Source organism: Kitasatospora albolonga, from assembly GCA_002082585.1.
Taxonomy (GTDB): domain Bacteria; phylum Actinomycetota; class Actinomycetes; order Streptomycetales; family Streptomycetaceae; genus Streptomyces; species Streptomyces stephensoniae.
On sequence record CP020563.1, the window covers coordinates 7941994 to 7967730 of the forward strand.

At 73.3% G+C, this 25737-nt stretch carries 21 protein-coding genes; 14 read left to right on the forward strand and 7 right to left on the reverse strand.

Features of this window, described 5'->3' with window-relative positions; translation table 11 throughout:
- Window positions 1-115: 115 nt before the first annotated feature.
- The 8 genes from B7C62_34510 to B7C62_34545 all read left to right on the forward strand — a co-directional run bounded on the left by B7C62_34510 (window position 116) and on the right by B7C62_34545 (window position 10260).
- Window positions 116-1030, forward strand: a complete 915-nt coding sequence (locus B7C62_34510; GenBank protein ID ARF76832.1) for an alpha/beta hydrolase — start codon at window positions 116-118, stop codon at window positions 1028-1030.
- On the forward strand, window positions 1027-2772 hold the full coding sequence (locus B7C62_34515) for a multidrug ABC transporter ATP-binding protein (GenBank protein ID ARF76833.1): 1746 nt from the start codon (window positions 1027-1029) through the stop codon (window positions 2770-2772). The genes B7C62_34510 and B7C62_34515 overlap by 4 nt, the downstream gene beginning before the upstream one ends.
- The gene (locus B7C62_34520) at window positions 2765-4513 is read left to right on the forward strand and encodes an ABC transporter (GenBank protein ID ARF76834.1); all 1749 of its coding nucleotides are present in this window, start codon (window positions 2765-2767) and stop codon (window positions 4511-4513) included. The genes B7C62_34515 and B7C62_34520 overlap by 8 nt, the downstream gene beginning before the upstream one ends.
- Window positions 4514-4617: 104 nt before the next feature.
- The gene (locus B7C62_34525) at window positions 4618-5166 is read left to right on the forward strand and encodes an FABP family protein (GenBank protein ARF76835.1); all 549 of its coding nucleotides are present in this window, start codon (window positions 4618-4620) and stop codon (window positions 5164-5166) included.
- Window positions 5167-5264: 98 nt separating this feature from the next.
- The gene (locus B7C62_34530) at window positions 5265-5690 is read left to right on the forward strand and encodes a hypothetical protein (GenBank protein ID ARF76836.1); all 426 of its coding nucleotides are present in this window, start codon (window positions 5265-5267) and stop codon (window positions 5688-5690) included.
- A 354-nt stretch (window positions 5691-6044) separates the two neighbouring features.
- Window positions 6045-7205 carry an AI-2E family transporter gene (locus tag B7C62_34535; protein ARF76837.1) on the forward strand — a complete coding sequence of 387 codons (1161 nt, stop codon included), beginning with the start codon at window positions 6045-6047 and terminating at the stop codon, window positions 7203-7205.
- A 390-nt stretch (window positions 7206-7595) separates the two neighbouring features.
- Window positions 7596-8510 (forward strand): hypothetical protein, encoded by a 915-nt coding sequence (locus B7C62_34540; protein ARF76838.1) that lies wholly within the window; start codon window positions 7596-7598, stop codon window positions 8508-8510.
- Window positions 8511-8607: 97 nt separating this feature from the next.
- Window positions 8608-10260 carry a ferredoxin-NADP reductase gene (locus tag B7C62_34545; protein ARF76839.1) on the forward strand — a complete coding sequence of 551 codons (1653 nt, stop codon included), beginning with the start codon at window positions 8608-8610 and terminating at the stop codon, window positions 10258-10260.
- A 231-nt stretch (window positions 10261-10491) separates the two neighbouring features.
- On the opposite strand, the gene B7C62_34550 is transcribed toward B7C62_34545, so the two are convergent.
- Window positions 10492-10935, reverse strand: a complete 444-nt coding sequence (locus tag B7C62_34550; protein ID ARF76840.1) for a cyclase — start codon at window positions 10933-10935, stop codon at window positions 10492-10494.
- Window positions 10936-11046: 111 nt separating this feature from the next.
- Between B7C62_34550 and B7C62_34555 the strand changes: the two genes are divergently transcribed.
- From B7C62_34555 to B7C62_34565, 3 genes are all read left to right on the forward strand, one after another.
- A complete protein-coding gene (locus B7C62_34555; GenBank protein ID ARF76841.1) occupies window positions 11047-11247 on the forward strand; it encodes a hypothetical protein in 201 nt (66 codons plus the stop codon).
- A 151-nt stretch (window positions 11248-11398) separates the two neighbouring features.
- Window positions 11399-12853 (forward strand): molybdenum metabolism regulator, encoded by a 1455-nt coding sequence (locus B7C62_34560; GenBank protein ID ARF76842.1) that lies wholly within the window; start codon window positions 11399-11401, stop codon window positions 12851-12853.
- A gap of 219 nt (window positions 12854-13072) precedes the next feature.
- The gene (locus B7C62_34565) at window positions 13073-13891 is read left to right on the forward strand and encodes a taurine dioxygenase (GenBank protein ID ARF76843.1); all 819 of its coding nucleotides are present in this window, start codon (window positions 13073-13075) and stop codon (window positions 13889-13891) included.
- A gap of 274 nt (window positions 13892-14165) precedes the next feature.
- Here B7C62_34565 and B7C62_34570 read toward each other — a convergent pair whose 3' ends face one another.
- Complete coding sequence (locus tag B7C62_34570; protein ARF76844.1) at window positions 14166-14747, reverse strand: TetR family transcriptional regulator; 582 nt, start codon at window positions 14745-14747, stop codon at window positions 14166-14168.
- Window positions 14748-14963: 216 nt separating this feature from the next.
- On the opposite strand from B7C62_34570, the gene B7C62_34575 reads away from it, so the two are divergent.
- The 3 genes from B7C62_34575 to B7C62_34585 are packed head-to-tail and all read left to right on the forward strand — an operon-like array spanning window position 14964 to window position 18744.
- Window positions 14964-15578, forward strand: a complete 615-nt coding sequence (locus tag B7C62_34575) for a (2Fe-2S)-binding protein (GenBank protein ID ARF76845.1) — start codon at window positions 14964-14966, stop codon at window positions 15576-15578.
- Window positions 15575-16567: a molybdopterin dehydrogenase gene (locus tag B7C62_34580; GenBank protein ID ARF76846.1), complete on the forward strand. Its 993-nt coding sequence runs from the start codon at window positions 15575-15577 to the stop codon at window positions 16565-16567. The genes B7C62_34575 and B7C62_34580 overlap by 4 nt, the downstream gene beginning before the upstream one ends.
- On the forward strand, window positions 16564-18744 hold the full coding sequence (locus B7C62_34585; protein ARF76847.1) for an oxidoreductase: 2181 nt from the start codon (window positions 16564-16566) through the stop codon (window positions 18742-18744). The genes B7C62_34580 and B7C62_34585 overlap by 4 nt, the downstream gene beginning before the upstream one ends.
- A gap of 51 nt (window positions 18745-18795) precedes the next feature.
- Here B7C62_34585 and B7C62_34590 read toward each other — a convergent pair whose 3' ends face one another.
- The 5 genes from B7C62_34590 to B7C62_34610 all read right to left on the reverse strand — a co-directional run bounded on the left by B7C62_34590 (window position 18796) and on the right by B7C62_34610 (window position 25486).
- Complete coding sequence (locus B7C62_34590) at window positions 18796-19068, reverse strand: S-adenosylmethionine tRNA ribosyltransferase (GenBank protein ID ARF76848.1); 273 nt, start codon at window positions 19066-19068, stop codon at window positions 18796-18798.
- Between the two features lie 97 nt (window positions 19069-19165).
- Window positions 19166-20347, reverse strand: a complete 1182-nt coding sequence (locus tag B7C62_34595) for an acyl-CoA dehydrogenase (GenBank protein ID ARF76849.1) — start codon at window positions 20345-20347, stop codon at window positions 19166-19168.
- A 133-nt stretch (window positions 20348-20480) separates the two neighbouring features.
- Complete coding sequence (locus B7C62_34600; GenBank protein ARF76850.1) at window positions 20481-21062, reverse strand: N-acetylmuramoyl-L-alanine amidase; 582 nt, start codon at window positions 21060-21062, stop codon at window positions 20481-20483.
- A 135-nt stretch (window positions 21063-21197) separates the two neighbouring features.
- Complete coding sequence (locus tag B7C62_34605; protein ARF76851.1) at window positions 21198-22532, reverse strand: SWF or SNF family helicase; 1335 nt, start codon at window positions 22530-22532, stop codon at window positions 21198-21200.
- A complete protein-coding gene (locus B7C62_34610; protein ARF76852.1) occupies window positions 22529-25486 on the reverse strand; it encodes an ATP-dependent helicase in 2958 nt (985 codons plus the stop codon). Before B7C62_34610 ends, B7C62_34605 begins: the two co-directional genes overlap by 4 nt.
- Window positions 25487-25737 lie beyond the last annotated feature (251 nt).

The window sequence follows — 25737 nt, forward strand, 5'->3', positions numbered from 1 at the left end:
ATGAGCAGGGCCACGACCGAAGGACACGGCGTCCGGAGGCCGTTCACGACCGACAGCCACCCCACCGCCCACCGGACCGGGGGCGCATCCCAGGACAGCGAGGTCTGATCCCGCCATGCCTTCCGCACCCCTCAACGGCATCACCCTGACCTACGACGACACGGGCGAGGGGGAACCCGTCGTGCTCGTCAACGGCACCGCCGCCGCCCGCACCACCTGGCGCGCCCGCCAGACCCCCGCCCTCACCGCGGCCGGCTACCGGGTCGTGGCCCCGGACAACCGGGGCCTCCCGCCCAACGTGTCACCGCCCGGCGGCATCACCCTGGACACCATGGCGGCCGACGTGGCCGCCCTGATCGAGCACCTCGGCCTCGGGCCCTGCCGGGTCGTCGGCTTCTCCATGGGCGCCGCCGTCGTCGGCGAACTCCTCATCGCCCGCCCCGAACTCGTCAGCCAGGCCGTGCTGATGGCGGGATGGGCCCGCCCCCACACGTTCGGCGTCGCCCTCCACCGGGCCCGCCGCGAACTGTACGACCGCGGGATCGAGGTGCCCGCCTCCCACCGGGCCGTCTTCGCCGCCCTGTGCTACCTCTCGCCCCACACCCTGCGCGATCCGCAGGCGGCGCAGGACTGGCTCGACGTCTTCACCTACGCACCGGCGGAGAACGGACCGGGCGTCCGCGCCCAGTACGACACCCTGGACGGCCCCGACCGGCGGCCCCGGTACGCCACGATCGACGTCCCGCTCCTGTGCGTCGGATTCGCCGACGACGCCCTGGTGCCGCCGGAGATCACCCGGGAGATCGCCGAGACCGTTCCGGGCGCCCGCTACGTCCAGATCGAACGCGCCGGTCACTTCGGCCATCTGGAACGCCCGGCGGAGGTCAACGCCGCCCTGCTCGGCTTCTTCGCGGAGCGCCCGCAGCGCCCCGAGTGCCCCGAGCGGTCCGTCCCCTCCGCCGAGCCCGGCCGCCCCGACCGGTCCGCGCGCCCGGAAGACCCCTCCGGCGCCGGACGGGGGTCCATATGAACCGCCGCACCACCACCACCGAGCAGCCGCCCACCGGCCCGGACGCACCCGCCGCCCCCACCACCGGGGACGGCCTCCGGCTCCTGGCATCCTGCCTCCGGGACCGCCCCGCCCTCGCCGCCCTCGCCGTACTCGGCGGCCTCGTCTACCAGCTCGCGCTCATCGCCCTGCCCTGGATCGTCGAACGCGCCGTCGACCAGGGCATCGTGGACGGCGACACCTCCGCCCTGCGCTCCTGGGCCCTCGCCGTCGTCGGGGCCGGTGTCCTCGCCGCCCTCGCCGAGATGGCCCTCGGCTGGTACTCCACCCTGCTCGCCACCACCCAGGGCAACCGCCTCTACATCGCCCTCGCCGACCGGGTCGCCCGCCTCGACACCCGTACGCTCACCCGCTTCGGCGAAGGCGACCTCGCCCTGCGCGGCACCCGTGACGTGGACCTGGTGCGCACCTGGCTCTCCGGCTTCGCCTCGTTCGTCACCGGGGTCGCCGGATTCGCCGTCATCATCGCGGCCATCATGCGGCTCGACCCGCTGCTCGCCGCCCTCTGCGTCCTGTGCGTCCCGCCCCTGGTGTGGATCAACACCTACCGGTTCCCCCGGCGGTTCGGCGCCGCCAACGCCCGGCTCTCCGCCGCTCACGGGAGCCGCGCCGACGCGGTGGAGGAGCTGCTCTCGGCCAGTGCCGCCGTACGCGGACTCGGCGGCGAACCCGCCCTCGTACGACGGCACCACGAGCGCAGCGCCACCGTCACCGAGCACACCCTCGCCACCGGCCGGATCTCCGCCGACTGGGCCGCGCTCTCACCGTTCGTACCGGCCCTCGCCATCGGCGCCGGACTCGGCCTCGGCGGCGTCGCGGTCCTGCGCGGCCCCCTGTCCGTCGGTGGCATCGTCGCCTTCACCGGCTGGATGAGCATGCTCGTCCTGTGGGTCGGCGTCATCACCCTGCGGATCAGCCAGCTCAGCCAGGCCACCACCGCCGCCCGCCGCCTCCAGGACGTCCTGCTGCCCCGGCCCACCGACCGCCCCGAGGGCACGGAAGCCTTACCCGCGACCGGCGACCTCACCGCCGAGGGCGTCAGCCACCGCTCCGGCGGCCACCTCACCCTCGCCCCCGTCGACCTCACCGTCCGCCCCGGCGAACTCATCGCCGTCACCGGCCCCACCGGCTCCGGCAAGACCACCCTGCTCAGAATCCTCGCCGGACTCCTGCCGCCCACCACCGGCACCGTACGCTTCGGCGGCCTCCCGCTGGAGGCGGCCGGCACCGCCGAACTCCACGCCAGGATCGGCTACGTGCCCCAGCGCCCCGTCACCCTCAGCGGCACCCTCGCCGACAACCTCCGCCTGGGCGCCCCCTACACGGACGACGAACTGCGCGAGGCATGCCGCACCGCCGCACTCGACGACACCCTCGCCTCCGCCCCCGACGGTCTGGACACCCCCGTCGGCGAACGCGGGAACACCCTCTCCGGCGGCCAGCTCCAACGCCTCGCCCTCGCCCGGGCCCTCCTGCGCCGACCGGCCGTCCTGCTGCTCGACGACATCACCTCGGCCATCGACACCACCACCGAACGCGCCCTGCTGGAACGGCTCCGCGCCCGGCCGGGGACGACCACGATCGTCTGCGCCACCCACCGCCCCACCGTCATCGAAGCGGCCGACCGCACCCTCGCCCTGACACCGGCCCGGACGCCCGGCGCCGACCACGTAACGGAGGAGCAGGTGAGCACCGGTGGCTGAACCCCGGCTCCTGACCGCCAACCCCGACCAGCGCCGCGTCCTGCGCCGCGCCTGGCCCCACCTGCGCCCCGAGAGGCGGGGCATCGCCCTCGCCCTGGCCACGAGCGCCGCCGCGACCGCCACCGCCGTCGCCGTCCCCGCCGTCGTCGGCGCGGGCGTCGACCAGCTCCTGGAACGCGACCGCGCGGGCCTGTTCACCGCCGTCGCCGCGCTCACCGTACTGGCGCTGCTCAGACTCGTCCTGTTCCGCCAGTCGGAACTCCTGCTCATCACCGTCGGCGAACGCGTCGTCCGCGCCCTGCGCGAACTGGCCGTCACCCGGCTCTCCCGCGCACCCCTCCGCTTCCTCGAAGCCCACCCCTCCGGTGACCTGCTGCGCCGGACCACCACCGAGATCGCCGACCTCGCCACCTTCGTCCGCAGCCAGCTCCCCGACGTCCTCACCGTCGCCGGGTACCTCGTCCTCACCACCGTGCTGCTGCTCACCTACTCGCCGCTGCTCACGCTGGCCCTGGCCCTCGTGTTCGTGCCCGCCGTCGTCTGCGTGCTGCGGCTCTTCAAGAAGGCCGCCGACCCGGCCTTCGCCGCCGAGGCCGCCGCGGCCGGGAGGGTGGCGACCACCTACCGCGAGCTGGTCCAGTCCCGCGAGATGCTCGTGACCGGCGGCGGCACCGGCTTCTGGCGCACGCGCTTCCTCGCCGACAACGAGCGCCGCTACCGCGCGGCCCGGCGCAGCCAGCGCAGCCTCTTCCTCATCAGCCTCTCCCGCATCGTCCAGAGCGTGACGACCGCCGTGCTCCTCCTCGCCGGAGGCTGGCTCACCGCCCGGGGCTCCATCAGCGTCGGTACGGTCGTGGTCTTCATCCTCGCCACCCGCCAGCTCTTCGACTCCGCCACCCAGGCATCGAACCTGGTCGGCCAGGTGCAGAGCTCCCTCGTCGGCCTCGCGCGCCTGCTCGACCTGCTCACCACCACCGCGCCCCGGCCCGCGTCCGACGGCACCCCGCCCCACCCGGTGTCCGAGGTCACCGCCGAACGCGGCCCGCTCGACATCGAGGACGTCCACTACGCGTACGTGGCCGGGACCGAGGTCCTGCGCGGTCTCTCCGTACGGGTCGAACCGGGCGAACGCGTCGGGCTCGTCGGCCCCACCGGCTCCGGCAAGACCACCCTCGCCAAGCTCATGACCGGCCTGTACGCCCCCGACAGCGGCACCGTCCGCTACGACGGCCACGACCTGAGGAGCCTCCCGCCCGGCGAACTGCGCCGCCGGATCGTCCTCATCCCGCAGCGCGTCCACATGATCGAGGGCACCCTGCTGGACAACCTCCGGCTCGTCCCGGGCGACCCCGGTGAGCAGGCCATCGCCCGGGCGGCCGGACAGCTCGGCCTCAGCGGCTGGATCGACTCGCTCGACGAGGGACTCCACACCCGCCTCGGCCGGGACAGCGGCAGGCTCTCGGCCGGTGAACTCCAGCTGGTCGGCCTGGTGCGCGCCGCCCTCCTCGACCCGGCCGTCCTCGTCCTCGACGAGGCCACCGCCGACATCGACCCCGGGACCGCCCGGACCCTGGAATCGGCGCTCGACACCCTGCGGGCCGACCGCACCCTCATCGTCATCGCCCACCGGGAGGCCACCATCGAACGGCTCCCGCGCGTCATCCGCCTGGAGAACGGCTCCCGTACGCGCCTGGGGAACGGCTCCCGTACGCCCTCCGTCCGGAGGGGAACGCGCTGCTGACGCACGGCCGACCCGCTGCCGGTCACGGCTGATCCCCGGGGCGAGGCGATGCGCCTAGGCTGCCACCCGGCACGAGAACCGGCAGCGACCCAGGAGCACACCCCATGTCCGACCCCGCCCCGCAGCACCCTTTCCCCGATGCCTTCCGCCCCGGCGAGGCGCCCGCGCCGCACCCGCTCCTGGAGCCGGTGCTCGGGCTCCTGGGGAGCTGGAGAGGCCGGGGGCGGGGCGGGTACCCGACGCTGGAGGAGGAGTTCAGCTACGCGCAGGAGGTCACCTTCAGCCACGACGGACGGCCGTTCCTCCACTACGCGGCGCGCGCCTGGCTGATCGACGCGGACGGTGCCCCGCTGCGGCCCTCGGCGCGGGAGAGCGGCTGGTGGCGGCTTCAGCCGGAGGGGCGCGTGGAGGCGCTGATCACCCAGCCCACCGGAGTCGCCGAGATCGCGGTCGGGCGGGCCGACGGGGGCACGGTCGACCTCGCCACGCACGAGGTGGCTCTCGCGCCCACGGCCAAGCAGGTCGATGCCAGCCGCCGCCACTACACCCTGACCGACGGGGACACGCTCACCTTCGTCCACCAACTCGCCGCGGTCGGGCAGCCGTTGCAGCACCACCTGTCGGCGGAGCTGCGGCGGGACGGCAGGAAATAGCCGTTCGGCCCGAGGAGGAGGACCTGGCCGGATTTGCATCTCGGAGGTCTTCCAAGGCATATGGACAGCACAACTTTTGGTAAAGGAGTTCGAATCCGATGTCCATGCCCAGCTATCCTCAGCAGCCGAACGCGGGTCAGGCGCCCCAGGGAGCACCGTACGGCGCTCCGGAACCCGCCAGGAGCAACGGGTTCGCCGTCACCGCTCTCATCCTCGGTCTGCTCGCCTGCATCTTCTTCTGGACGGTCGTCGGAGGGCTGATCCTCGGCCTGCTCGCCGTGGTGTTCGGCATACTCGGGGCGCTCCGCGCCCGTCAGGGGCGGGCTCCGCGCCGGGTGATGGCGATCATCGGCGCCGTCCTGGGCGCGCTCGGCCTGATCGGCTCCGTCATCATCCTCATCGTCGGCGTCTCCTTCCTGAACTCCGACGGCTTCAAGAACCTCGAGGAGTGCGTGCAGAAGGCGAACAGCCAGGCGGAGCAGGACAAGTGTGCCGAGGACTTCGGCAAGAGCCTGAGCAACTGACCCCGAACGGCGGGTCGGCGGTTTGCCGACGCGCCGCGAGTTTGTGACGGTGGGCGTGGGGAGTACTCTCCCTCACCGCGGGGTCCTGTGACTCTGCGGATCACGTGTCCGTAACGAAGCAGAGGGAAGAGGGGTTCGATGTCCTCGAAGCGACGTCGTAAGAAGAAGGCCCGCCGCAAGAACGGCGCCAACCACGGCAAGCGCCCCCAGAGCTGACGCCGGTCCGTGGACGCGAGGGGCAGCACCGTCCGGTGCTGCCCCTCGCAGCTGTTCCGACGCGTACCGCACCGCCGCCCGGTCCGCCACCCCGTACGGATGCGGGAGCGGGGGCCGCACCCCTCATAGGGTGACCCCATGTCTGCCACGTTGAGCTCCGAAAAGACCGCGGCCGCGCTCCGTAGATCGGCACGCGTCTCGCTCGAACTGCTGCTGGTCCTGTTGATGGCCGCCGTCGTCCTGTGGCTGCTGGGCCGCACCTGGCCGGTGGTGTGGCCCCTCATAGTGGGTCTGCTCCTCACCACCCTGACCTGGCCGCCCGCGCGTTTCCTGCGCCGCCGGGGATGGCGGCCCGCCCCGGCGGCGGCGCTGGTGACCGTGCTGTTCCTCCTCGTCGGCACCGGCATCGTGGCGCTGATCGCGATCCCGGTCGCCTCCCAGTCCGGCCAGTTGGCCGACGGTGTCATCGAGGGCATCGGGAGGCTGCGCGAGTGGGCCGCGGGACCGCCGCTGAACATCAGCGACGCCCAGATCACGGGCGCCTTCGACGCCGCCGTCGACCGCATCGAGAACAGCGTCGGCAGCGTGGTCACCACGGCGGTCACCGGGGTGAGCACCGTCTTCAGCGGTCTGGTCACCGCTGTGCTGGCCCTCTTCCTGATGTTCTTCTTTCTCAAGGACGGCCCGCGCTTCCTTCCCTGGCTCGCGCGTCAGCTGCCCGGCCGCCTCTCCACCGACGTCCCGGTCGTGGCCGAGCGCTGCTGGAACACGCTCGGTTCGTTCGTGCGGTCCCAGGCGTTCGTGGGCCTGCTCGACGCCGTCTTCATCGGTATCGGCCTGTGGATTCTGGACGTTCCGCTGGTGCTTCCGCTGGCGGTGCTGACCTTCGTGTCCGCGTTCGTGCCGATCGTGGGCGCGGTCTTCGCCGGTCTCGTCGCGGTGCTCATCGCGCTGGTCTCGAACGGTCTGACGGACGCGCTGATCGTGCTGGCGATCATCATCGTGGTGCAGCAGCTGGAGGGCAACGTCTTCCAGCCCATGATCCAGAGCCGTGGACTGGGCCTGCACGCGGCGGTGGTCCTGCTGGCGGTGACGCTCGGCGGCAGCCTGGCCGGCATCGTGGGCAGCCTGCTCGCGGTCCCGGTGGCGGCGCTGATCGCGGTGATCTGGAACTACCTGCGCGAGCAGCTCAGCGACCCGGGGGAGGCGTCGGAACAGCGGGACCAGGAGCCGGGGCCGGACCCCGACCCCGAGCAGGGGCCGGGCGGGTCCCACGTCGATACCCCTGTTCCCGCGTGACGGCGTACGGCGTTCCCGCGTGACGGCGTACGGCCGGATGCGACGGCGTGCGGCCGGGCGTGCGGCGTAACCGCCCTCACCGCCCTCACCGTCCTCCCGGCGCAGCCGCCCCTCCAGGCCCGGCCCGCCTCGGCACCACCGAGGCGGGCCGGGCCTTCTGTCTGCCCGTCACCGGCTTCCGCGCGCCGGATCGTGGAGAGCTCGTACAGATTCCCCGCACGGGTCTAGGCCCGCGCGCCCTCTTGCTATACCTTGCGTCTAATAAGCTTGCTAGACACAGCGTCTAACAAGCGGGCGGCGCTCGGCGGCCATCGATCTCATCGGGCGGGAACGCGATGGGAGGCGGGGCGGGCGGCGCCGGGCCGATCTCTCGAGTCAAGGAGCCGCACCATGTCCAGCAGCACCGTTCGGCCGGAGGACCAGGACCGGCTCGCCGAGCAGGACGTCGCCCGGCGACTGCTCGACTCCTCCGCCAAACTCTCGTACGACCCGGCCACCCAGGTCGACTGGGAGACCCCGCTCGACCCCGACCACCACGGCGCCAGCCCCGAGTGGTCCACGCTCTACGGCACCGCCTACTGGGCCGAGCTGACCGAGGCCCAGCGCAAGGCGCTCACCCGCCAGGAGGCGGCGTCCGTCGCCAGCACCGGCATCTGGTTCGAGATGATCCTCCAGCAGATGGTGCTCCGCGACATGTACGCGAAGGACCCGACCGACCCCCGCTTCCAGTGGGCGCTCACCGAGGTCGCCGACGAGTGCCGCCACTCCATCATGTTCGCCCGGGGCGCCGCGAAACTGGGCGCGCCCGCCTACCGGCCGCGCCGCCCCGTGGTGGAGCTGGGGCGCGCCTTCAAGACCCTGGCCTTCGGCGAGGCGGCCTACGCGGCGATACTCGTGGCCGAGGAAGTCCTCGACGTGATGCAGCGCGACTGGATGCGCGACGAGCGGGTGGCGCCCTTCGTCCGCACGATCAACAACATCCATGTCGTGGAGGAGTCGCGGCACATGAAGTTCGCCCGCGACGAGACCCGCAAGCGGCTGCGCGGCGCGGGCGCGGTACGGCGGCAGCTCAACGCCGTCGTGGTGGCGATCGCCTCGTACTACATCGTCACCAGCATGGTGAACCGGGACGTCTACGCCAACGCGGGCCTGGACTCCGCGCGGGCCCGCGCCGAGGCGAAGACCAACGAGCACCACAAGTCGCTGATGCGGTCGAGCTGTTCGGGGCTGATGGAGTTCCTGGCCTCGGCCCGGCTGCTGACGAAACCGGCGATGTTCTTCTACAAGCGCGCCTCGCTGATCTGACCGCGGCCGCGGGCCGGCGCCCGGCCGACCCGCCCGCTCCCGCACCGGTACGGCCCCGCGGCCGGTCCGATCCCTCACCACGACCCGAGACGACGAGATGACCTACGCCATCACCCAGACCTGCTGCTCCGACGCCACCTGCGTCGCCGTCTGCCCCGTCAACTGCATCCACCCGACCCCCGAGGAGCGGGCGTTCGGCAGTACGGAGATGCTCTACGTCGACCCGCGGACCTGCATCGACTGCGGAGCCTGCGCCGACGCCTGCCCGGTCGACGCGATCTTCCCGGTGGACAGCCTCTTCGGGGCGCAGAAGGAGTACGCCGCCATCAACGCGGCCTACTTCACCGACCGGAAGCCCGAACCCGCCCCCGACGGGCCGAACTTCCACGTCTGGGGCGAGCCCACCTTCGAGCGCAGCCTGCCCGCCGACTTCGCCCCGATCCGGGTGGCCGTCGTCGGCACCGGGCCCGCCGGCATGTACGCCGCCGAGGACCTGCTGCTGCACACCAACGCCGAGGTCACCCTGGTCGACCGGCTGCCGGTGGCGGGCGGCCTCGTCCGCTACGGCGTAGCGCCCGACCACCCCGCCACGAAGAAGGCGGGCGAGACCTTCGCCCGCTTCCACTCCCACCCCCGGGTACGGATGCACCTGGGTGTCGAGGTCGGCAAGGACATCACGGCCCAGGAGCTCGCCGCGCACCATGACGCGGTGATCTACGCGGTCGGCGCCTCCGCCGACCGCAGGCTCGGCATCCAGGGTGAGGAGCTGCCCGGCAGCGGCTCGGCCACCTCGTTCGTCTCCTGGTACAACGCCCACCCGGAAGTGGCACCCGAATCCGTGCGCCTGACCGCGGAACGCGTGGTCGTCGTCGGCAACGGCAACGTCGCCCTCGACGTCGCGCGCATCCTCGTCATGGACCCGGACACGCTGGCGGGCACCGACATCGCCGACCACGCGCTCGCGGCGCTGCGGGAGTCCCGGGTGCGCGAGGTCGTCCTGCTGGGGCGGCGCGGCCCCGAGGACGCGGCCTGCACCGCCTCCGAGCTGCTCGCCCTGAAGCACCTGCCCGGTGTCGGCCTGCTCGTCGACGACCACGACCCCAGGACCGGCGCCGCGATCGACGGGGCGGCCCCGGGGTCGAAAGCGGCCCTCCTCGGGGACGTGGAGCGCCGGGCCGTGGACTGGGCGCGGCCGCCCGGACCCGGGCGGCGCATCGTCTTCCGCTTCCACTCCGCCCCGGTGGCGGCGCTCGGCGAGGACGCCGTCACCGCCGTACGTGTCACGGAGGGGCCGGGGGAGCGGGACATCCCGGCGGGCCTGCTGCTGCGGGCGATCGGCTACCGGGGCGTGGCCGTGCCGGGCCTGCCCTTCGACGAGGCGTCCGGGACCGTACCGCACGAGGGGGGCAGGGTGAGCGGCATGACGGGAACGTACGTCGTCGGCTGGATCAAGCGCGGCCCCTCGGGCGGCATCGGCGCCAACCGCACCTGCGCGGCCGAGACCGTCGGAACGTTGCTGGCCGACGCCGTGGCGGGCGCCCTGACCGCCCCGGCCCACCCGCCCGCCGCGTTCCGCCGCCTCACCCGCGGCCGGGGCCGCGATGTCGTCGACGCCCGGGGGCTGGCCGCCATCGACCGGGCGGAGGTGGCCCGGGGCCGCGAGCACGGCCGCCCGCGCGTCAAGCTCGGCACGGTGCCCGCCCTGGTCGCGGCGGCGAAGGGGCGGCGTCGCTGGAGGGCCCGGGGCTGAGACGGGCCCGAACGGAGCCGAGGCCCACCGGTCGGTGAACCGGTGGGCCTCGGCGGTTCGCGCAGGCGGGAGGGGAGAGCCTGCGTGAACTCGGGTCAGGGGGTCTCGTACCCGCTGAGCGCCGGATTGCACCTGGAAGCTTCTGTGGGGCGCGGCACAGGAACCCGGCCCCCGCGCCCGGCAGCGAGGAACCCGGCAGGAGGAGCCCGGTGGCGCGGCGCGCGGCGGTGGTCAGTGGATTTCGGGATTTCCGCCGGACGCCGTCACCTCGGCCAGCTTCTGGAATTCGCCGAGATCATAGTTGGCGAGCACCGAATCGAGGTTGGTCAGGGCACCGAGGTGTTCCACAAAGCCCTGGGGGTCGTATTCGATCTGGAGCGCCACACGGCTGGAACGGTCGTCGAGCCGGTGGAACGTGACCACGCCCGCGTGATGGACCCCTTCGACCGTCTTCCACGCGATGCGGTTCTCGGGCACGACCTCCGTCAGCTCCGCGACGAACCCCTTGCCCGCCCCGGGCAGCGACAGCTGCCAGGCGAAACGCCGCTCGTCCAGCGGATCGACCCGCTGGACATGGCTCAGGAACCTCGGCCACTGGGTGACATCGCTCCACAGCGCCCAGGTGACGGCGACGGGGGCCTGGATGTCGACGGTCTCGACGATGGAGGAGGACATGCGCTACCACCTTGCTTTCCCTCGGATACGGCTTGCGCTGCCTTCTACCCGCATCCCCCGGGCCCACGCGGAGCCGACCGACGGAAACCTTTATGCCGACGGAAAACCTTTATGAGGCGCATACTCGAAGGTAGTCGGCATTGTTTGGAGGGCTCCATGATTGTCCTCGGTGTCATTCTGCTGGTGATCGGCCTGGTGGCCGGAATTTCCGTCCTCTGGACCATCGGCATCATTCTCGTGGCCATCGGCCTGGTGCTCTGGGCCCTGGGGGCGACGGGCCGCGCGGTGGGCGGCAGGCGCCACTACTGGTAGCCCGCCGGGGAAGGAGCCCGTACACCCTCATGACCGCCGCCGCCGTTCCCGTACGGGGAGGGCGGCGGCGCGTTGTCAGTGGCACCTCCTACGGTGTGAGCAGTGAGACCCGCCGGAACGGCCGCGGGTCCGCCCTGGGGAGGGGTCTGCCATGCCTGCCGCGTCCACCGTGTCGACGACGTATCTGGAGCTGTCACAGGAAGGCGCCGGAGCGCACAAGTTCTACGAGGTGACCGTCGACGACCTGGTGGTCACCGTGCGGTACGGGCGGATTGGCGCCGCCGGGCAGACCCAGACCTCGACGTTCCCCACGCTCGCGAAGGCACAGGCCGCAGCCGCGAAGAAGGTGGGGGAGAAGGTCCGCAAGGGGTACGCCCCGGCCGTCCCCGGACAGCGCGCGCCGCGCGCCGTGACCCGGCGCCAGGTGACGTCCGCCCCGTCCACGGCGCGCGCCGTGGCGCCCGTCCTGTGGCGGTTCCGTACGGGCTCCTCGGCGTTCGGCATCCACGTGGACGACGAGCGGTGCTGGGTCGGCAACCAGGCGGGCGATGTCTACACCCTGGACCACGACGGTGGCGTCCTCGCCCGGTTCAGCCTGCCCGACGGGGTGAAGTGCCTGGTCGCCGACGACTTCTGGATCTACGCGGGCTGCGACGACGGCCGGGTCTACGACCTCTCCTCCAAGCTGCCGTTCGCCGCGTACGACATCGCGGCGGACGTCGACATCTTCTGGCTCGACATCCACGAGGGCCTGCTCAACGTCTCGGACCGGGCCGGCCGGCTGACCGTCATCGACCACGAGGACGAGCACCAGTGGGCGCGCCGCAGCCAGGGCGAGCACGCCTGGATGGTCCGCGCCGACGACCGGGCGGTCTACCACGGCCACCACCGCGGCGTCACCGCCTACGCCCCGGACGGCGGCGGCGAGCTGTGGCACACGCCCACCCGGGGCGGCGTCCTGTTCGGCTGGCAGGAGGACGACGCGGTGTACGCGGGGACCGCCCACCGCGTGGTCCAGCGGCTGTCGAAGGCGACCGGCGCGATCGACGCCACGTACGCCTGCGACAGCGCGGTGTACTCCTGCGCCACCTCGCCCGGCGGCCGGTTCGTCTTCGCGGGCGACGCGTCGTCCTCCGTGTACTGCTTCGACCAGGACGGCACCCGCCTGTGGAAGCTCGGCACGGGCGGCGGTTCGGCGCTGTCCATGCAGTACCGCGACGGGCGGCTGTATCTGGTGACGACGGACGGTTCGCTGGTCTGCGTGGACGCGAGCGAGGCGGCCATCTCCGCCGCCCAGCAGGGCACGGTCCCGGCGCCCCGTGACGTCAAGCTGGCCGCCGCGCTGCCGACCTACGCCCCCGCCACGGCCCCGGCCGCCGTCACCACCGTGACCCACGCCCCCGCCGGGTCGGTCGTCGTCGAGTGCGTCCAGGACACCGGCGGCCGCCTCCGCGTCCACGTGGTGTCCGGGGGCTACGACACGTCCTGGAACGTCCAGTTCCCCCGCGCGATACGGCAGCCCGGCGCGCGGTACGTCGTGGACGCCCTGCACGCGGCGGCCGGCGGCTTCTACCGGGTCCGGGGTGACATCCGGCGGCTCCAGTAGGGGAGGGCGGGGGACGGCGGGCCCGGCGTTCTGTTCACGTGAGTGCAACGCCGTACGCCTGTCCGGAACCGGGGGCGCCCGCCTACCGTGGACGGGTGACCCCCACTGTGCTCCACCGCCGACTGCACGTGGACCTGGCGCGCACCTGCGCGTCCCTCTGTTGACGGGCCCGACTCCGCCCCCGTACGACAACAGCCGCGAGCAGAGGGAGAGATGGGCATGACCACCGTCACCACCTACGAAATACGCCGCGTCGGACCGAGGATCGGCGCCGAGGTCATCGGCGTCGACCTCGCCCGGCCCCTCGACGAGGCGACCGCCGACGCGCTGCGCCGGGCCTTCGAGGAGCACAAGGTGCTGGTCTTCCGGAACCAGCACCTCACACCTGATCAGCACGTCGAGGCCGTACGTGTCTTCGCGGAGCCGTTCGACCACCCCACCGCCGTGAAGGACGCCGCCAACCCGCTGGTCTACCCGTACAACGTCCGGCAGACGGGCAAGGCGAGCACCTGGCACATCGGCGGACTGTGGCGCAGCCCCGTCTTCGCCGTCGAGTCGCTCACCTACGAGGAGGTGCCCGAGCTCGGCGGGCACACCCTGTGGGCCGATCTCCAGGCGGCGTACGACGATCTGTCGGAGCCGTTCAAGGCGCTGCTCGCCTCGGTGGGCGCCACCTACGACGCCGACCCGAAGAACTACGCCCAGGGCACGGCGCGGACCGCCGTCGCGGAGACCGTCGAGCACCCGGTCGTCCTGGAACACCCGGTCACCGGACGGAAGGGGCTGTTCATCAGCACCTCGGCGCTCGGGCTCACCGGGGTCACCCCGCAGGAGGGCAAGGTCCTGCTGGACCACCTGCTCCGGCACGCCTCGTCGCCCGACTACACCATCCGCTTCGGCTGGAACCCCGGCGACTTCGTGCTCTGGGACAACCGGGCGACCTGGCACTACGCCGTGGACGACTACGGCGACGGCGCCCGCGTGTACCGCAAGGTGATCGGCGTGGAACGCCCCGGGGACACGACGGCCACGGCCTGAGGGACGGATCGCTGTCTGATCGACGCCCGCCGCGCCTGACCGACGGTTGCCCAACCTGACCGATGGCCGTCGTCTGGTTGACGGTCGCCGTGTCTGACCGACGGCCGCCCTGCATGACCGACGGTCGTCGCCTGCGGATGACCGTCTCCCGTCACCGCCGCGCCTCCCGCCACCACCCGCGACCCGCCCACCCCTCCGCCGCCCCGACGCGCCGGACGGGTGGGCGGGTCGCTTGTACGGCTGTACGGGGAGGGCTGTACGGCCCCCGGACCGTTCAGCGGCCCGGCGCCCCCGCCCGCAGCCCGTCCATCACGAGGTCCAGCAGCCGGGCGGCCCTCGGCTGCCAGTCCTCCCGCGGATCGATCTGCCAGAGACCGGCGATGGCGAGGAAGAAGTCGTCCGCCGTCACCCCCGGACGGATGGTGCCGGCCTCCTCATTGGCCCGGAGCAGGGTCTCGGCGGCGGCCAGCACCGGCGCCGGGCCGGGTTTGGCCGGGCCGCCCGGCGCGCTCGTGACCAGCCGGATCGCGTCCGCCAGGCCCGCCTTGGCCAGGGCGAACCGGGCGAGGCGGTCCATCCACTCGCGCAGGGCCTGTTCGGGTGCGCGCGCGGCCAGCAGCTCGGCCGCCGCGTCGGCCACCTGCTGCGTCTCGAAGCGGTAGACCTCCAGGACGAGCGCCTCCCGGTGGGGGAAGTTCCGGTAGAACGTGCCCTGCCCGACCCCCGCCTTCCTGGCGATCCCGCTCAGCGGGGCGTCCGGGCGCAGGGTCAGTTCGGTCATGGCCACGCGCAGGATGCGTTCGCGGTTGCGCAGCGCGTCCGAACGCAGGGGAGCGTCCTTCTCCGGCTGGTGCACACGTTCTCCTCGCGGGGCGTGGCCGAATCCCGTCCTTGTTGACCGGACACCCGTCCGTTACGTTTTCGGGTGATGCGGACAGCTGTCCGCTTAGGGTCACCTTAGCGCGAGCCGTCACCCCGCAGGGGCCGGATCGAGCCACGCTCCGTCCGCGCACCGCGGAACCGCTGCCGCAGCCCCCGATCTCCCGTCACCGGACACCGAAGAAGGCTGATCATGGCCCCAGAGCCCTCGTCGACCACCAGTGCGATCACCTTGAACATCAACGGCGAGAAGCGCCATCTGTCCGTCGACCACCGCACCACTCTGCTCGACGCCCTGCGCGAGCGCCTCGACCTCACCGGCACCAAGAAGGGCTGCGACCAGGGGCAGTGCGGTGCCTGTACGGTCCTGCTCGACCGGCGCCGCGTCGTCTCCTGCCTCAGCCTCGCGGTCGCGGCCGAGGGGCGCGAGATCACCACCATCGAAGGCGTGGCCGAGGGCGACGAACTGCACCCCGTCCAGCAGGCGTTCCTCGATCTCGACGGCTACCAGTGCGGCTACTGCACACCCGGCCAGATCTGCTCGGCCATCGCCGTCATCGAGGAGCACGCGGCGGGCTGGCCGAGCGCCGCCACCGACGACGTGCGCCCCGGGGCGGCGCCACCGCCGCTGACACCCGACGAGATCCGCGAACGGATGAGCGGCAACCTCTGCCGCTGCGGCGCCTATGTCTCGATCGTCCGGGCCGTCGCCCGTGGCGCGGAGGCCCACGCGGAAGCCCACGCGGCGGGGCGGTCGGCCAACGGCCCGGCGAGCCGGTCGGCAGCGGTGAAGGAGGCCGCCGTATGAGGGAGTTCGGCTACCAGCGTGCCCACGACGTCACCGGCGCGGTCGCCCTGCTCGCGGCCGACCCGGACGCGCGGTTCCTCGGCGGCGGCACCAACCTCGTCGACCTGATGAAGACCGGCGTCGAACGGCCCGCCCGGCTCGTCGACGTCCGCGAACTCCCGCTGGACCGCATCGAACCCACCGCCGACGGGGGCCTGCGCATCGGCGCGACCGTCACCAACAGCGACCTCGCCGCCCACCCCGAGGTCCGCCGCCGCTACCCGGCGCTGGCCCAGGCCGTCCTGGCCGGGGCCTCCGGACAGCTGCGCAACATGGCCACCGTCGGGGGCAACCTGCTGCAACGCACCCGCTGCGGCTACTTCGCCGACGTCAGCGGGCCCTGCAACAAGCGCGTTCCGGGCAGCGGCTGCCCCGCCGTCGCCGGTGAGCACCACAACCACGCCGTCCTCGGCGCCTCCGGCCACTGCGTGGCCGTGCACCCCTCCGACATGGGCGTGGCCCTGACGGCGTTCGACGCGGTGGTCGCGTACGAGACCCTCGACGGCCCGGGCGAGGTGCCGGTCACCGACCTCTACCTCCCCGTGGGCGACACCCCGCACCGGGAGACCGCCCTGCCGCCCGGCGCGCTGATCACCCATGTCGGCCTGCCCGCCGCCCCGGTCGCCGCCCGCTCCCGCTACCGCAAGGTGCGCGAACGCGCCTCGTACGCCTTCGCCATCGGCTCCGTCGCCGCCGCGCTCGACATCGAGGACGGCCGCATCCGCGCGGCACGGCTCGCGCTGGGGGCCGTCGCCTCCCGGCCCTGGCGGGCGCGCGCGGCCGAAGCCGTCCTCACCGGCGCGGCGGCCGACGGCACGGCCTTCGCCGCCGCCGCGGACGCCGAGCTCGCGGCCGCCAGGCCGCTGCCCGACAACGCATACAAGGTGACCCTCATGCGGAACCTCGTGGTCTCCGTCCTGACCGAACTCGCCGAGAGGGACCCCCGATGACGACCACCACGCCGGGACCCACGGCGCTGCGCGGCGCCGTCGGCACCGCCCACACCCGCGTGGAGGGCCGCGACAAGGTCACCGGCGCCGCCCGGTACGCGGGCGAGATCCCCTTCACCGGCCTGGCCCACGGCTGGCTGGTGCTCTCCACGGTCACGCGCGGCCGCGTCCGTGACGTCGGCACCGCCCCGGTCCTCGGCATGCCGGGCGTTCTCGCCGTGCTGCACCACGGCAACGCCCCGCGCCTGCGTACCGATTACGTCGGCATGCTCGGCACCCGGCCCGACCCGACCGCCGCCGTCTTCCAGGACGCCCGCGTGCCGTTCGCCGGCTGGCCGGTCGCGCTGGTTGTCGCCGAGACCCCGGAGCAGGCCCGGGAGGCGGCCGAGGCGCTCGTGGTGACGTACGACGAGGAGCCGCACACCACCGCGCTGGCCGCGGACGACCCCGGCGCCTACTCCGCCGCCGGTCATCCGCCCGCGGAGGTCGGCAAGGATCTGGAGGCCGAACTCGCCGCCTCCGCCGTCGTGCTGGACGAGGAGTACACCACCCCCGAGGAACAGCACAGCATGATGGAGCCGCACGCGGCGACCGCCCGGTGGGACGGCGGCCGGCTGGAGGTCGTCGACTCCAACCAGGGCACCACCTGGGTCCGGGCCGAACTGGCCGCGATGTTCTCGCTCGACCCCGCCTCGGTGCGGGTGCGCTCCGAACACATCGGCGGCGGCTTCGGCAGCAAGGGCCTGCGCGCCCACCAGGTGTCCGCCGTGATGGCCGCCACCGAACTGCGACGGCCGGTACGGGTGGTGATGACCCGGCGCCAGATGTTCTCCCTGGCCGGCCACCGCAGCCCCACCGTCCAGCGGGTCAGGCTCGGCGCCGACCCCGACGGCAGGCTCCGCGTCCTGGACCACCGCTCGCTCAACCGGACGTCGACCGTGTTCGAGTTCGTCGAACCGAGCGCGAGCGTCGGCCAGGTCCTGTACGCCGCCGACGCCCACCGCACGGCCAGCCACGTCGTACGGCTCGACGTGCCGTCCCCCACCTGGATGCGGGCCCCGGGGGAGGCGCCGGGGTCCTTCGCGCTGGAGACGGCCCTCGACGAACTCGCCGTACGCTGCGGAGCCGACCCGATCGAGCTGCGCCTGCGCAACGAGCCGGAGACCGGCCCGGTCTCCGGGCTCCCGTTCAGCAGCCGCAACCTGGCGGCCTGCTTCCGCGAGGGCGCCCGCCGGTTCGGCTGGGCGGACCGCGACCCGCGCCCTGGCGTACGCCGCGAAGGGCACCTGCTGCTCGGCACCGGGACGGCGGCGGCGACCTACGGAGCCGGAGCGGCTCCCTCCACGGCCCTGGTGACGGCCGAGGCGGACGGTTCCTTCACCGTCCGGATCGCCGCCGCCGACCTCGGCACCGGCGCCCGCACCGCGCTCACCCAGATCGCCGCCGACGCGCTGGAGACCGTGCCCGGACGTGTCCGGGTCAGGATCGGCGACAGCGACTTCGGCCCCGCGATGATCGCCGGGGGATCGATGGGCACCCGCTCCTGGGCCTGGGCGATCACGGCAGCCGCCGCCGAACTGCGGGAGCGGCTCGCGGTGGCCCCGGACATCCCGCCGGAGGGGATCACCGTGCGCTCCGACACCACCGAGGCCATCGGCGCCCTCGCCCGGAAGGAACGCCACACCTTCGGGGCCCAGTTCGCGGAGGTCGCCGTCGATACCGCCACCGGTGAGGTCCGGGTCCGCCGCATGCTGGGCATCTTCGCGGCGGGCCGGATCGTCAACCCCCTCACTGCCCGCAACCAGCTCGTCGGCGGGATGACCTGGGGCATCTCCATGGCCCTGCACGAGGAGGCGGTCCGCGACCGGAACACCGGCCGCCACTACGCCCCCGACCTCGCCGGTTACCACGTGGCCACCCACGCCGACGTCCCGGACATCGAGGCGGACTGGGTGGACGACCCCGACCCGGACGACCCGGTCGGGATCAAGGGCATCGGTGAGGTCGGCATCGTGGGCGCGGCGGCGGCCGTCGCCAACGCGGTCTGGCACGCCACCGGCGTACGCCAACGGCACCTGCCGATCCGCCCGGACAGGGTCCTCGCCGCGCCGGCACCGGACGGGGCGGGCCGGGCGGCCGACGGGGCGGACGAGGCGGATGGGGGAGCGGTGGATTGACAGCGCGCCCCGGGCGATTCCCCGGGGTGCGCCGGGGTGAGCCGAAGTGCTTCAGCGGGCGCGGCGCACCCGGATGGGACCGCGCGCTTCCGCCGGATCGACGGGGCGCCCTCCCTGGGTGATCTCGACCTCGCCCGCCGCCACGAGCCGCCGGGCGGCGCGGCGGGCCGGTTCCATGAGCGCGCGCCAGCCGTCGCCGTCGCCTCCGTGGACCGCCCGCGCGGCGTCGGAAGGGCAGATGGTGGCGGTCGGCCCGCGACGGTCCAGCAGCTCCAGGATGGCTTGTTCCAGCTGCTGGTCCGTCTGCTTCCCGGTGTCCGTCACCCCATCAGTGTGGCGGAGGGCGGGGCGGGCCGCCGTGGCGTACGCCCGCACGGCCGTACGCGGCGGCGGCCCGCACCCCCCGGCCCCGGCCCCCGGCTCAGACGAAGGCGCCCAGCCCCGTCACCGCGCGCCCCGTGATCAGGGTGTTGATCTCGCGGGTCCCCTCGTAGGAGTACAGGGCCTCCGCGTCGGCGACGAACCGGCCGATGCTGTAGTCGAGCACGATGCCGTTGCCCGCGAGCAGCTCGCGGCCCCAGCCCACGACCTCCCGCATCCGGGTGGTGCAGTGGGCCTTCGCCATTGCCGAGTGCTCGTCGCGGAAGGTGCCCGCGTCCTCCAGCTGCGCCAGCCTGACGACCATGCCGAGGCAGGACGTGGCATCGCTCAGCATGCGGACGAGAAGGTCCTGGACCAGCTGGAAACGCGCCACCGGCCCGCCGAACTGCTCCCGCTCACGCGTGTAGTCCAGGGCGATGCGGTACGCCGCCAGCATCACCCCCACCGCCTCCCAGGCCACGCCGCTGCGGGTACGGCGCAGGACGTCAGCGGTGTCACGGAAGCCATTGGCCTTCTGGAGCCGGTTCTCCTCCGGCACCCGGCAGTTCTCCAGCACGATGTCGGCGTTCTCGACCGTCCGCAGGGCGATCTTGTTCTCGATGACGGTGGCCGAGAAGCCGGGCGTCGAACTGTCGACCACGAACCCCCGGACGCCGCCCTCGTCCCCCTCCTCCCGGGCCCAGACGATCACGAGGTCGGCGAAGGTGGCGTTGCCGATCCACCGCTTCTCCCCGTTGAGCACCCAGGTGTCGCCCTCGCGCCGCGCGGTGGTCCGCAGTCCGGCCGCCACGTCCGACCCGCCCTGCGGCTCGGTGAGCGCGAACGCCCCGATCTGCTCCATCCGCCCCATGGCGGGCAGCCACCGGCGGCGCTGCTCCTCGGAACCGCAGCGGGCGATACTCCCCATGGCGAGCCCCGAGTGGACCCCGTAGAACGTGGCCATCGACGCGTCGACCCGTGCCATCTCCAAGGCGATGAACCCGCTCAGCAGGCTGCTCACCGCAGGCCCGCCGCACTCCTCGTACGGCATACCCGCGATGCCCAGCTCGCCGTACCGGGGGATCAGGTGGTGGGGGAAGGACGCCTTCCCCCACCAGGCGTCGGCGTTCGGGGCCACTTCCTCGCGCAGGAACGCGCGGACGCGGTGGAGCGTCTTGCGCTCGCTGTCGTCCAGCAGCTCCTCGAAGCGGTACAGGTCCTCGTCCAGAATGTCGTCAGTCATCGGTCCGCCCTCATGCCGCAGATCAGGTCCCGCTCGTTCGGTGGCGATCGCCTACCCGGTGATCGACTCGGCCGAACGCGGTACCTGCCTCCGGCCCGCCGAACGGGGCGCCGCGCTCACCCGGCTGCGGGCGTCAGGGGAGGCCGACGAGGCGGAGGTAGCGCTCCCAGTCCCAGAGGTCGCCGGGGTCGGTGTGGTCGCTGCCCGGCACCTCGTGATGGCCGATGATGTGCGCCCGGTCCCTGGGTATGCCGTGCCGCGCGCAGATGTCCGCAGTGAGGAGCGCCGAGCGCCGGTACATGGCGTCGGTGAAGTACTCCGGGCGGTCCACCCACCCCTCGTGCTCGATGCCGATGCTGCGCGTGTTGACGTCCCAGTTGCCCGCGTGCCAGGCGATGTCCCGCTCCCGTACGCACTGCGCGACATGGCCGTCACCGGAACGCACCACGTAATGGGCCGACACCCGCTTGGCCGGATCGCGGAAGATGCCGATCGTCGGGGTGAACAGCTGCTGGGCGACGTGGATGACGACGCGGTCGGCCCGGCGTTCGGACGGCTGCGCGGGGACGGTGTAGTTCGCCGTGTGGGCCGGTGCCCACAGGGCCGTCGGGTAGTCCGCGACGGCGTCCGGAGCCGCCACGGACCGGACCGACGCGGGCACCAGCGCCGCCGTCGCGGTGACGGCGGCGCCCTGAAGGAGCCGTCGGCGGTGCATCACCCTCCTGGGGGGCTCGGGGCCGCCGTACGGCGGACGCGTGAGGGGAAAGAAGAGGCCGGGAGCCGTCAACCAGCCGTCTCCCGCTGATGACGTACGGAAGAAGGCACCGGTTCCCGCACCCGCCGCCGAACCTCAGCCCCCGGCCGTGGCCCCCGCGTCCGCTCCTGCCAGTGCCCCCGCCGGGTCGTCGTCCGCCGGTCCCGCAGGCACCCAGCGGCCGCGCTCCTTGCGGTACGGCCACCACCGGCCGTCACGGTCGTAGCGGAGCTGGACATCGGAGTCCGCCACCGTCCACCGGGCCCCGGACGCCCGGAATCTCGGCTGCTCGCCCTCCTCCCAGGCCGCCGCGATCCGGGCGCGCGCCCGCGCGAGGGAGTCCGGGTCCGGGGCCCACTCCTCGTCCAGCACCGCCAGCGCGGCGGCCCCTCCGTACCGCCAGGCGCGCACCGCCGCCTCCAGTCCGTCGCGCGTCCGGCCGGTCCCCCTGGCCAGCCGCGTCGCGATCCCCGCCTCCGGCCGGGCGTCGGCGGCCAGCCGTACCGCGTCCTGCTCCGGCGTCAGCTCCGCCGGAAGCGGCTGCCGCCCGTGCTCCGGGGCCAGCGCCTCCAGCAGCATCCGGTGGGCCCGTACGGCGCTGTCGGCGGCCAGGACCTCCAGCGCCGCCGGGTCGAGACCGGGCGGCGGGCCCGCCTCCGTGTCCAGCGACGGCGGCGGCCCCGGCTCGGCGGGCACCGGCGGCGGGCCGGGGAGCGGCGGCAGGACGGCGCCCATGGCGAACGCCTCACCGGCCGGAACCCCGTACGCGTCCCGCTCCGCCTCCTCCGGCGCGTCGCCGTCCGCGGCCCGCACCGCACGGGCGGTGCTGCGGACCTGGAGCTCGTCCAGCAGCCGCCGCTCGTCGCGCCCCCGCATCAGCAGCAGGACGAACGGGTCCTCGTCCAGCAGCCGCGCCACCTGGTAGCACAGGGCGCCCGAGTGGGGGCAGTGGTCCCAGGTCCCACAGGTGCACTCCGGCTCCAGATCGCCGATGCCGGGCAGCAGCTCCACCCCGGCGCCCGCCGCGTCCTCCACCAGATGCGGCGGCATCTCCCGGTCCAGCAGGGCCGCGATGTGCCCGGCCCGCTCCACCGCCATGTCCAGGAAGCGGTCCCACGCCTCGTCCCCCAGCTCCTGGAGCAGCACATCGCTCCGATGGCCTGTGCCGTCCCGGTCCCGTACGACAGCCGTGATCCGGCCGGGGCGCACGGCGACCGCCCCGACACAGCCCTCCCTGGCCAGCCGCCGCCCCTTCTTGAGCTGCTGACCGTCCAGGGCCGTGTCCTCCAGCGCCTTCAGCCACGCCCGGCCCCACCACGACGTGGCGAAGCCCCGGCCCGGCGGGGGAGGCAGCGGCGCGAACGTACGCTCCGCCCGGCCCGCTCCACCCTCGGCGTCCACCGCGTCCGTCCCGTACACGTCGTCGTTCATCGTGCGCCCCCTCGCAGCTCGACCAGATCGGCCAGTTCCGCATCGGTCAGTTCGGTCAGCGCCGCCTCCCCGGAGCCGAGCACCGCGTCCGCGAGCCCCTGTTTCCGCGCGAGCATCTCCGCGATCCGGTCCTCGATCGTGCCCTCGGCGATCAGCCGGTGCACCTGGACGGGCTGCGTCTGCCCGATCCGGTACGCCCGGTCCGTGGCCTGCGCCTCGACCGCCGGGTTCCACCAGCGGTCGAAGTGCACGACATGACCGGCCCGGGTGAGGTTGAGCCCGGTCCCCGCCGCCTTCAGGGAGAGCAGGAACACCGGGGCCTCGCCCGCCTGGAAGCGGTTCACCATCTCCTCGCGCCGCGCCACCGGCGTACCGCCGTGCAGGAACTGCGTGGGCACCCCGCGTCCCGCGAGATGCTCCTCCAGCAGCCGCGCCATCTGTACGTACTGCGTGAACACCAGTACGGAACCCTGTTCGGCCAGGATCGTGTCCAGGAGCTCGTCCAGCAGCTCGACCTTCCCCGAGCGGTCGGCGATCCGGGGCCGCTCCTCCTTGAGGTACTGCGCGGGGTGGTTGCAGATCTGCTTCAGCGCCGTCAGCAGCTTCATCACGAGCCCCCGCCGTTCGAACCCGTCGGCCGCCGAGATCTCGGCCAGGGTCTCGCGGACCACCGCCTCGTACAGCCCGGTCTGTTCGGCCGTCAGCGACACCGCCCGGTCGGTCTCCGTCTTCGGGGGCAGCTCCGGGGCGATCCCCGGATCGGACTTGCGGCGGCGCAGCAGGAACGGCCGCACCAGGGCCGCGAGCCGCTCGGCGGCCTCCGGGTCGCTCCCGCCCTCGACGGCGGCGGCGTACCGGGTGCGGAAGGCGCCGAGCCGGCCCAGCAGCCCGGGCGTCGTCCAGTCCAGGATCGCCCACAGCTCGGAGAGGTTGTTCTCCACCGGGGTGCCGGTGAGGGCGACACGGGCCCGGCCGCCGATGGTGCGCAGCTGCTTGGCCGTCGCCGAGTGCGGGTTCTTGACGTGCTGCGCCTCGTCGGTGACGACCAGGCCCCAGGACACGGCGGTCAGCCGGGGCGCGTCCAGCCGCATGGTCCCGTACGTCGTCAGGACGAACTCCCCGTCCGCCAGGCCCTCCAGGGAGCGCGACGCGCCGTGGAAGCGGCGTACGGGGGTGCCCGGGGCGAACTTCTCGATCTCCCGCTGCCAGTTCCCCATCAGCGAGGTCGGGCACACCACCAGCGTCGGACCGGCCGCCCCGCGGTCGCTCTGGCGGTGCAGATGCAGCGCGATGAGCGTGATCGTCTTGCCCAGGCCCATGTCGTCGGCGAGACAGGTGCCGAGGCCGAGCGAGGTCATGGTGTTCAGCCAGTTCAGACCGCGCAGCTGATAGTCGCGCAGCGTCGCGGTCAGCGCCTCGGGCTGCCCGATCGACTGCTGCGCGGCGGACTCCGGATCGGCCACCCGCTCCCGCAGCCGCTCCAGCCAGCCCGTGGCCGCCACTTCCACCCGGCGCCCGTCCATCTCGGCGGAGCCGGTCAGCGCCGCGCCCAGCGCGTCGATGGGCGTGATCTTGCGGTCCTGGGTCTCCCGGGCCCGGCGCGCCTCCTCCGGGTCGATGAGGACCCACTGGCCGCGCAGCCGCACGATCGGCCGACCTGCCTCGGCGAGCCGGTCCAGCTCCTCGCGGCTCAGCTTCCGGTCGCCCAGCGCGAACCGCCAGTCGAACGAGAGCAGGGCGTCGGCGGACAGGAACGAGGGGGTGTCCGCGACGGTACGTCCCCGCCGCCCGTCGCCGCCCCCGTCCCTGTCAGAGCTGTCACCCTCCGAGCCGGCCGGGCCGATCACCGCCCGTGCGGTCAGCTTCCTCGCCAGCTCCTTGGGCCAGTGCACCTGCACACCCGTGGCGGCCAGCGCGCGCGAGGCGGGCCCCAGCAGCTCGGCGATCTCCTCGTCGGCCGGCTCCACCGCGTCCGGCACGGCGGCGGACAGCAGGGGAGCCAGCGGCGGCCAGGCACGGGCGGCCCGGCGCAGGGCCAGGAGGGCGTCCATCCGGGCCCGGGGCCCGAACGCCGCCGCACTCCGCGTGCCGCCCGCCCAGACCTCGGCCGCATCGGCGACCAGGGAGGGATCGCTGACGCTGTGGATCTGGAGTACGGCACGGAACGAAGGTGCCGCGTCGTCATAAGAAGAGGCTTCGTGAGGAGATGCCTCATAAGAAAGGGCATCGGCGCCGGAGGGGGCGGTCGTGGCCCCGGTGACCTCGATGCGCAACGAGAGCCGTACGCCCGCGTCGTGACCGGCCGCCACATCCGCCGCCCAGGCCCGCCCCTCGGGCAGGTGCTGCGGCTCCCGGGCGGCGAACGCCGGGCCCCCTGCGGCGAATCCGGCGGCGGGCGTCCGGGGCAGCCCGTCCGCCACTGCGTCCAGGAACGCCCGCAGCAGCCGCTCCGGCTCGGGCAGCAGCAGTGGCCCGTCCGCCGCCGCGCCGGTCTCCAGCGGGGTGGCGTGCGCGGTGGGCGGCATCGATGCCGCGAGCACCCGGATGCGCTCCAGGTCCTCGGCGCCGAGCGGCCCGACCCGCCAGGCGTCCCGGTCGGCGGGGCTCAGCCCCGGCAGCAGAAGCCCCCGGGCGACGAACTGCAGCCCCAGCAGCGCCGCCGCGCCCCAGAAGGCGGTGGCGGGGGAGGCATGCCGGTCGGTCCGCGCCCGTGTCAGTACCGGCAGGGCGTCCCGTACGGGAAGCCGCAGCGCGGCCACGGAGGTGCGGCGGAGGTCGGCCCCGGCCACCGTCAGCTCCGACGGGGGGACCCCGGGAGCGTCGGGAGGGGTGCTGCCGTCCGGGTTCCAGAAGGCGATCAGGCCGGTGCGGGCCGGGTCCGCGGGGATGAAGACAGCGGAGCAGCGGGACAGTTCGGAGAGCTCGGACGGCGTTGCCGCAGAGTGCTGGTGCACAGCGATGTCAGATTCCTCAAATTTGACTAGTGAGTCGGGGTCGCCGAGGGTACTCCATCGAGATCTGCGATGTGCGATTCCTTGATGTGACTCACATCACTCTCCGTAGTGCCCGGTCTCGATGGTGGAGCCAGCACCACCCCGGGCGCGGGGCCTGCCCCAGCAGGGATCGGGGTGGTGACGCCATGGCTGCCGCGGGGCTCCGATCCGTACGTTCTGTCAGGTCAGCGCATATGTTCCAGAGACCGGAG

What these genes read in the sequence shown, in the direction of transcription:
- B7C62_34510 (ARF76832.1), top strand. Translation starts at nt 116, where the DNA reads ATGCCTTCCGCACCCCTCAACGGCATCACCCTGACCTACGACGACACG.
- B7C62_34515 (ARF76833.1), top strand. Translation starts at nt 1,027, where the DNA reads ATGAACCGCCGCACCACCACCACCGAGCAGCCGCCCACCGGCCCGGAC.
- B7C62_34525 (ARF76835.1), top strand. Translation starts at nt 4,618, where the DNA reads ATGTCCGACCCCGCCCCGCAGCACCCTTTCCCCGATGCCTTCCGCCCC.
- B7C62_34530 (ARF76836.1), top strand. Translation starts at nt 5,265, where the DNA reads ATGTCCATGCCCAGCTATCCTCAGCAGCCGAACGCGGGTCAGGCGCCC.
- B7C62_34535 (ARF76837.1), top strand. Translation starts at nt 6,045, where the DNA reads ATGTCTGCCACGTTGAGCTCCGAAAAGACCGCGGCCGCGCTCCGTAGA.
- B7C62_34540 (ARF76838.1), top strand. Translation starts at nt 7,596, where the DNA reads ATGTCCAGCAGCACCGTTCGGCCGGAGGACCAGGACCGGCTCGCCGAG.
- B7C62_34545 (ARF76839.1), top strand. Translation starts at nt 8,608, where the DNA reads ATGACCTACGCCATCACCCAGACCTGCTGCTCCGACGCCACCTGCGTC.
- B7C62_34550 (ARF76840.1), bottom strand. Translation starts at nt 10,935, where the DNA reads ATGTCCTCCTCCATCGTCGAGACCGTCGACATCCAGGCCCCCGTCGCC.
- B7C62_34555 (ARF76841.1), top strand. Translation starts at nt 11,047, where the DNA reads ATGAGGCGCATACTCGAAGGTAGTCGGCATTGTTTGGAGGGCTCCATG.
- B7C62_34560 (ARF76842.1), top strand. Translation starts at nt 11,399, where the DNA reads ATGCCTGCCGCGTCCACCGTGTCGACGACGTATCTGGAGCTGTCACAG.
- B7C62_34565 (ARF76843.1), top strand. Translation starts at nt 13,073, where the DNA reads ATGACCACCGTCACCACCTACGAAATACGCCGCGTCGGACCGAGGATC.
- B7C62_34575 (ARF76845.1), top strand. Translation starts at nt 14,964, where the DNA reads ATGGCCCCAGAGCCCTCGTCGACCACCAGTGCGATCACCTTGAACATC.
- B7C62_34580 (ARF76846.1), top strand. Translation starts at nt 15,575, where the DNA reads ATGAGGGAGTTCGGCTACCAGCGTGCCCACGACGTCACCGGCGCGGTC.
- B7C62_34585 (ARF76847.1), top strand. Translation starts at nt 16,564, where the DNA reads ATGACGACCACCACGCCGGGACCCACGGCGCTGCGCGGCGCCGTCGGC.
- B7C62_34595 (ARF76849.1), bottom strand. Translation starts at nt 20,347, where the DNA reads ATGACTGACGACATTCTGGACGAGGACCTGTACCGCTTCGAGGAGCTG.
- B7C62_34600 (ARF76850.1), bottom strand. Translation starts at nt 21,062, where the DNA reads ATGCACCGCCGACGGCTCCTTCAGGGCGCCGCCGTCACCGCGACGGCG.
- B7C62_34605 (ARF76851.1), bottom strand. Translation starts at nt 22,532, where the DNA reads ATGAACGACGACGTGTACGGGACGGACGCGGTGGACGCCGAGGGTGGA.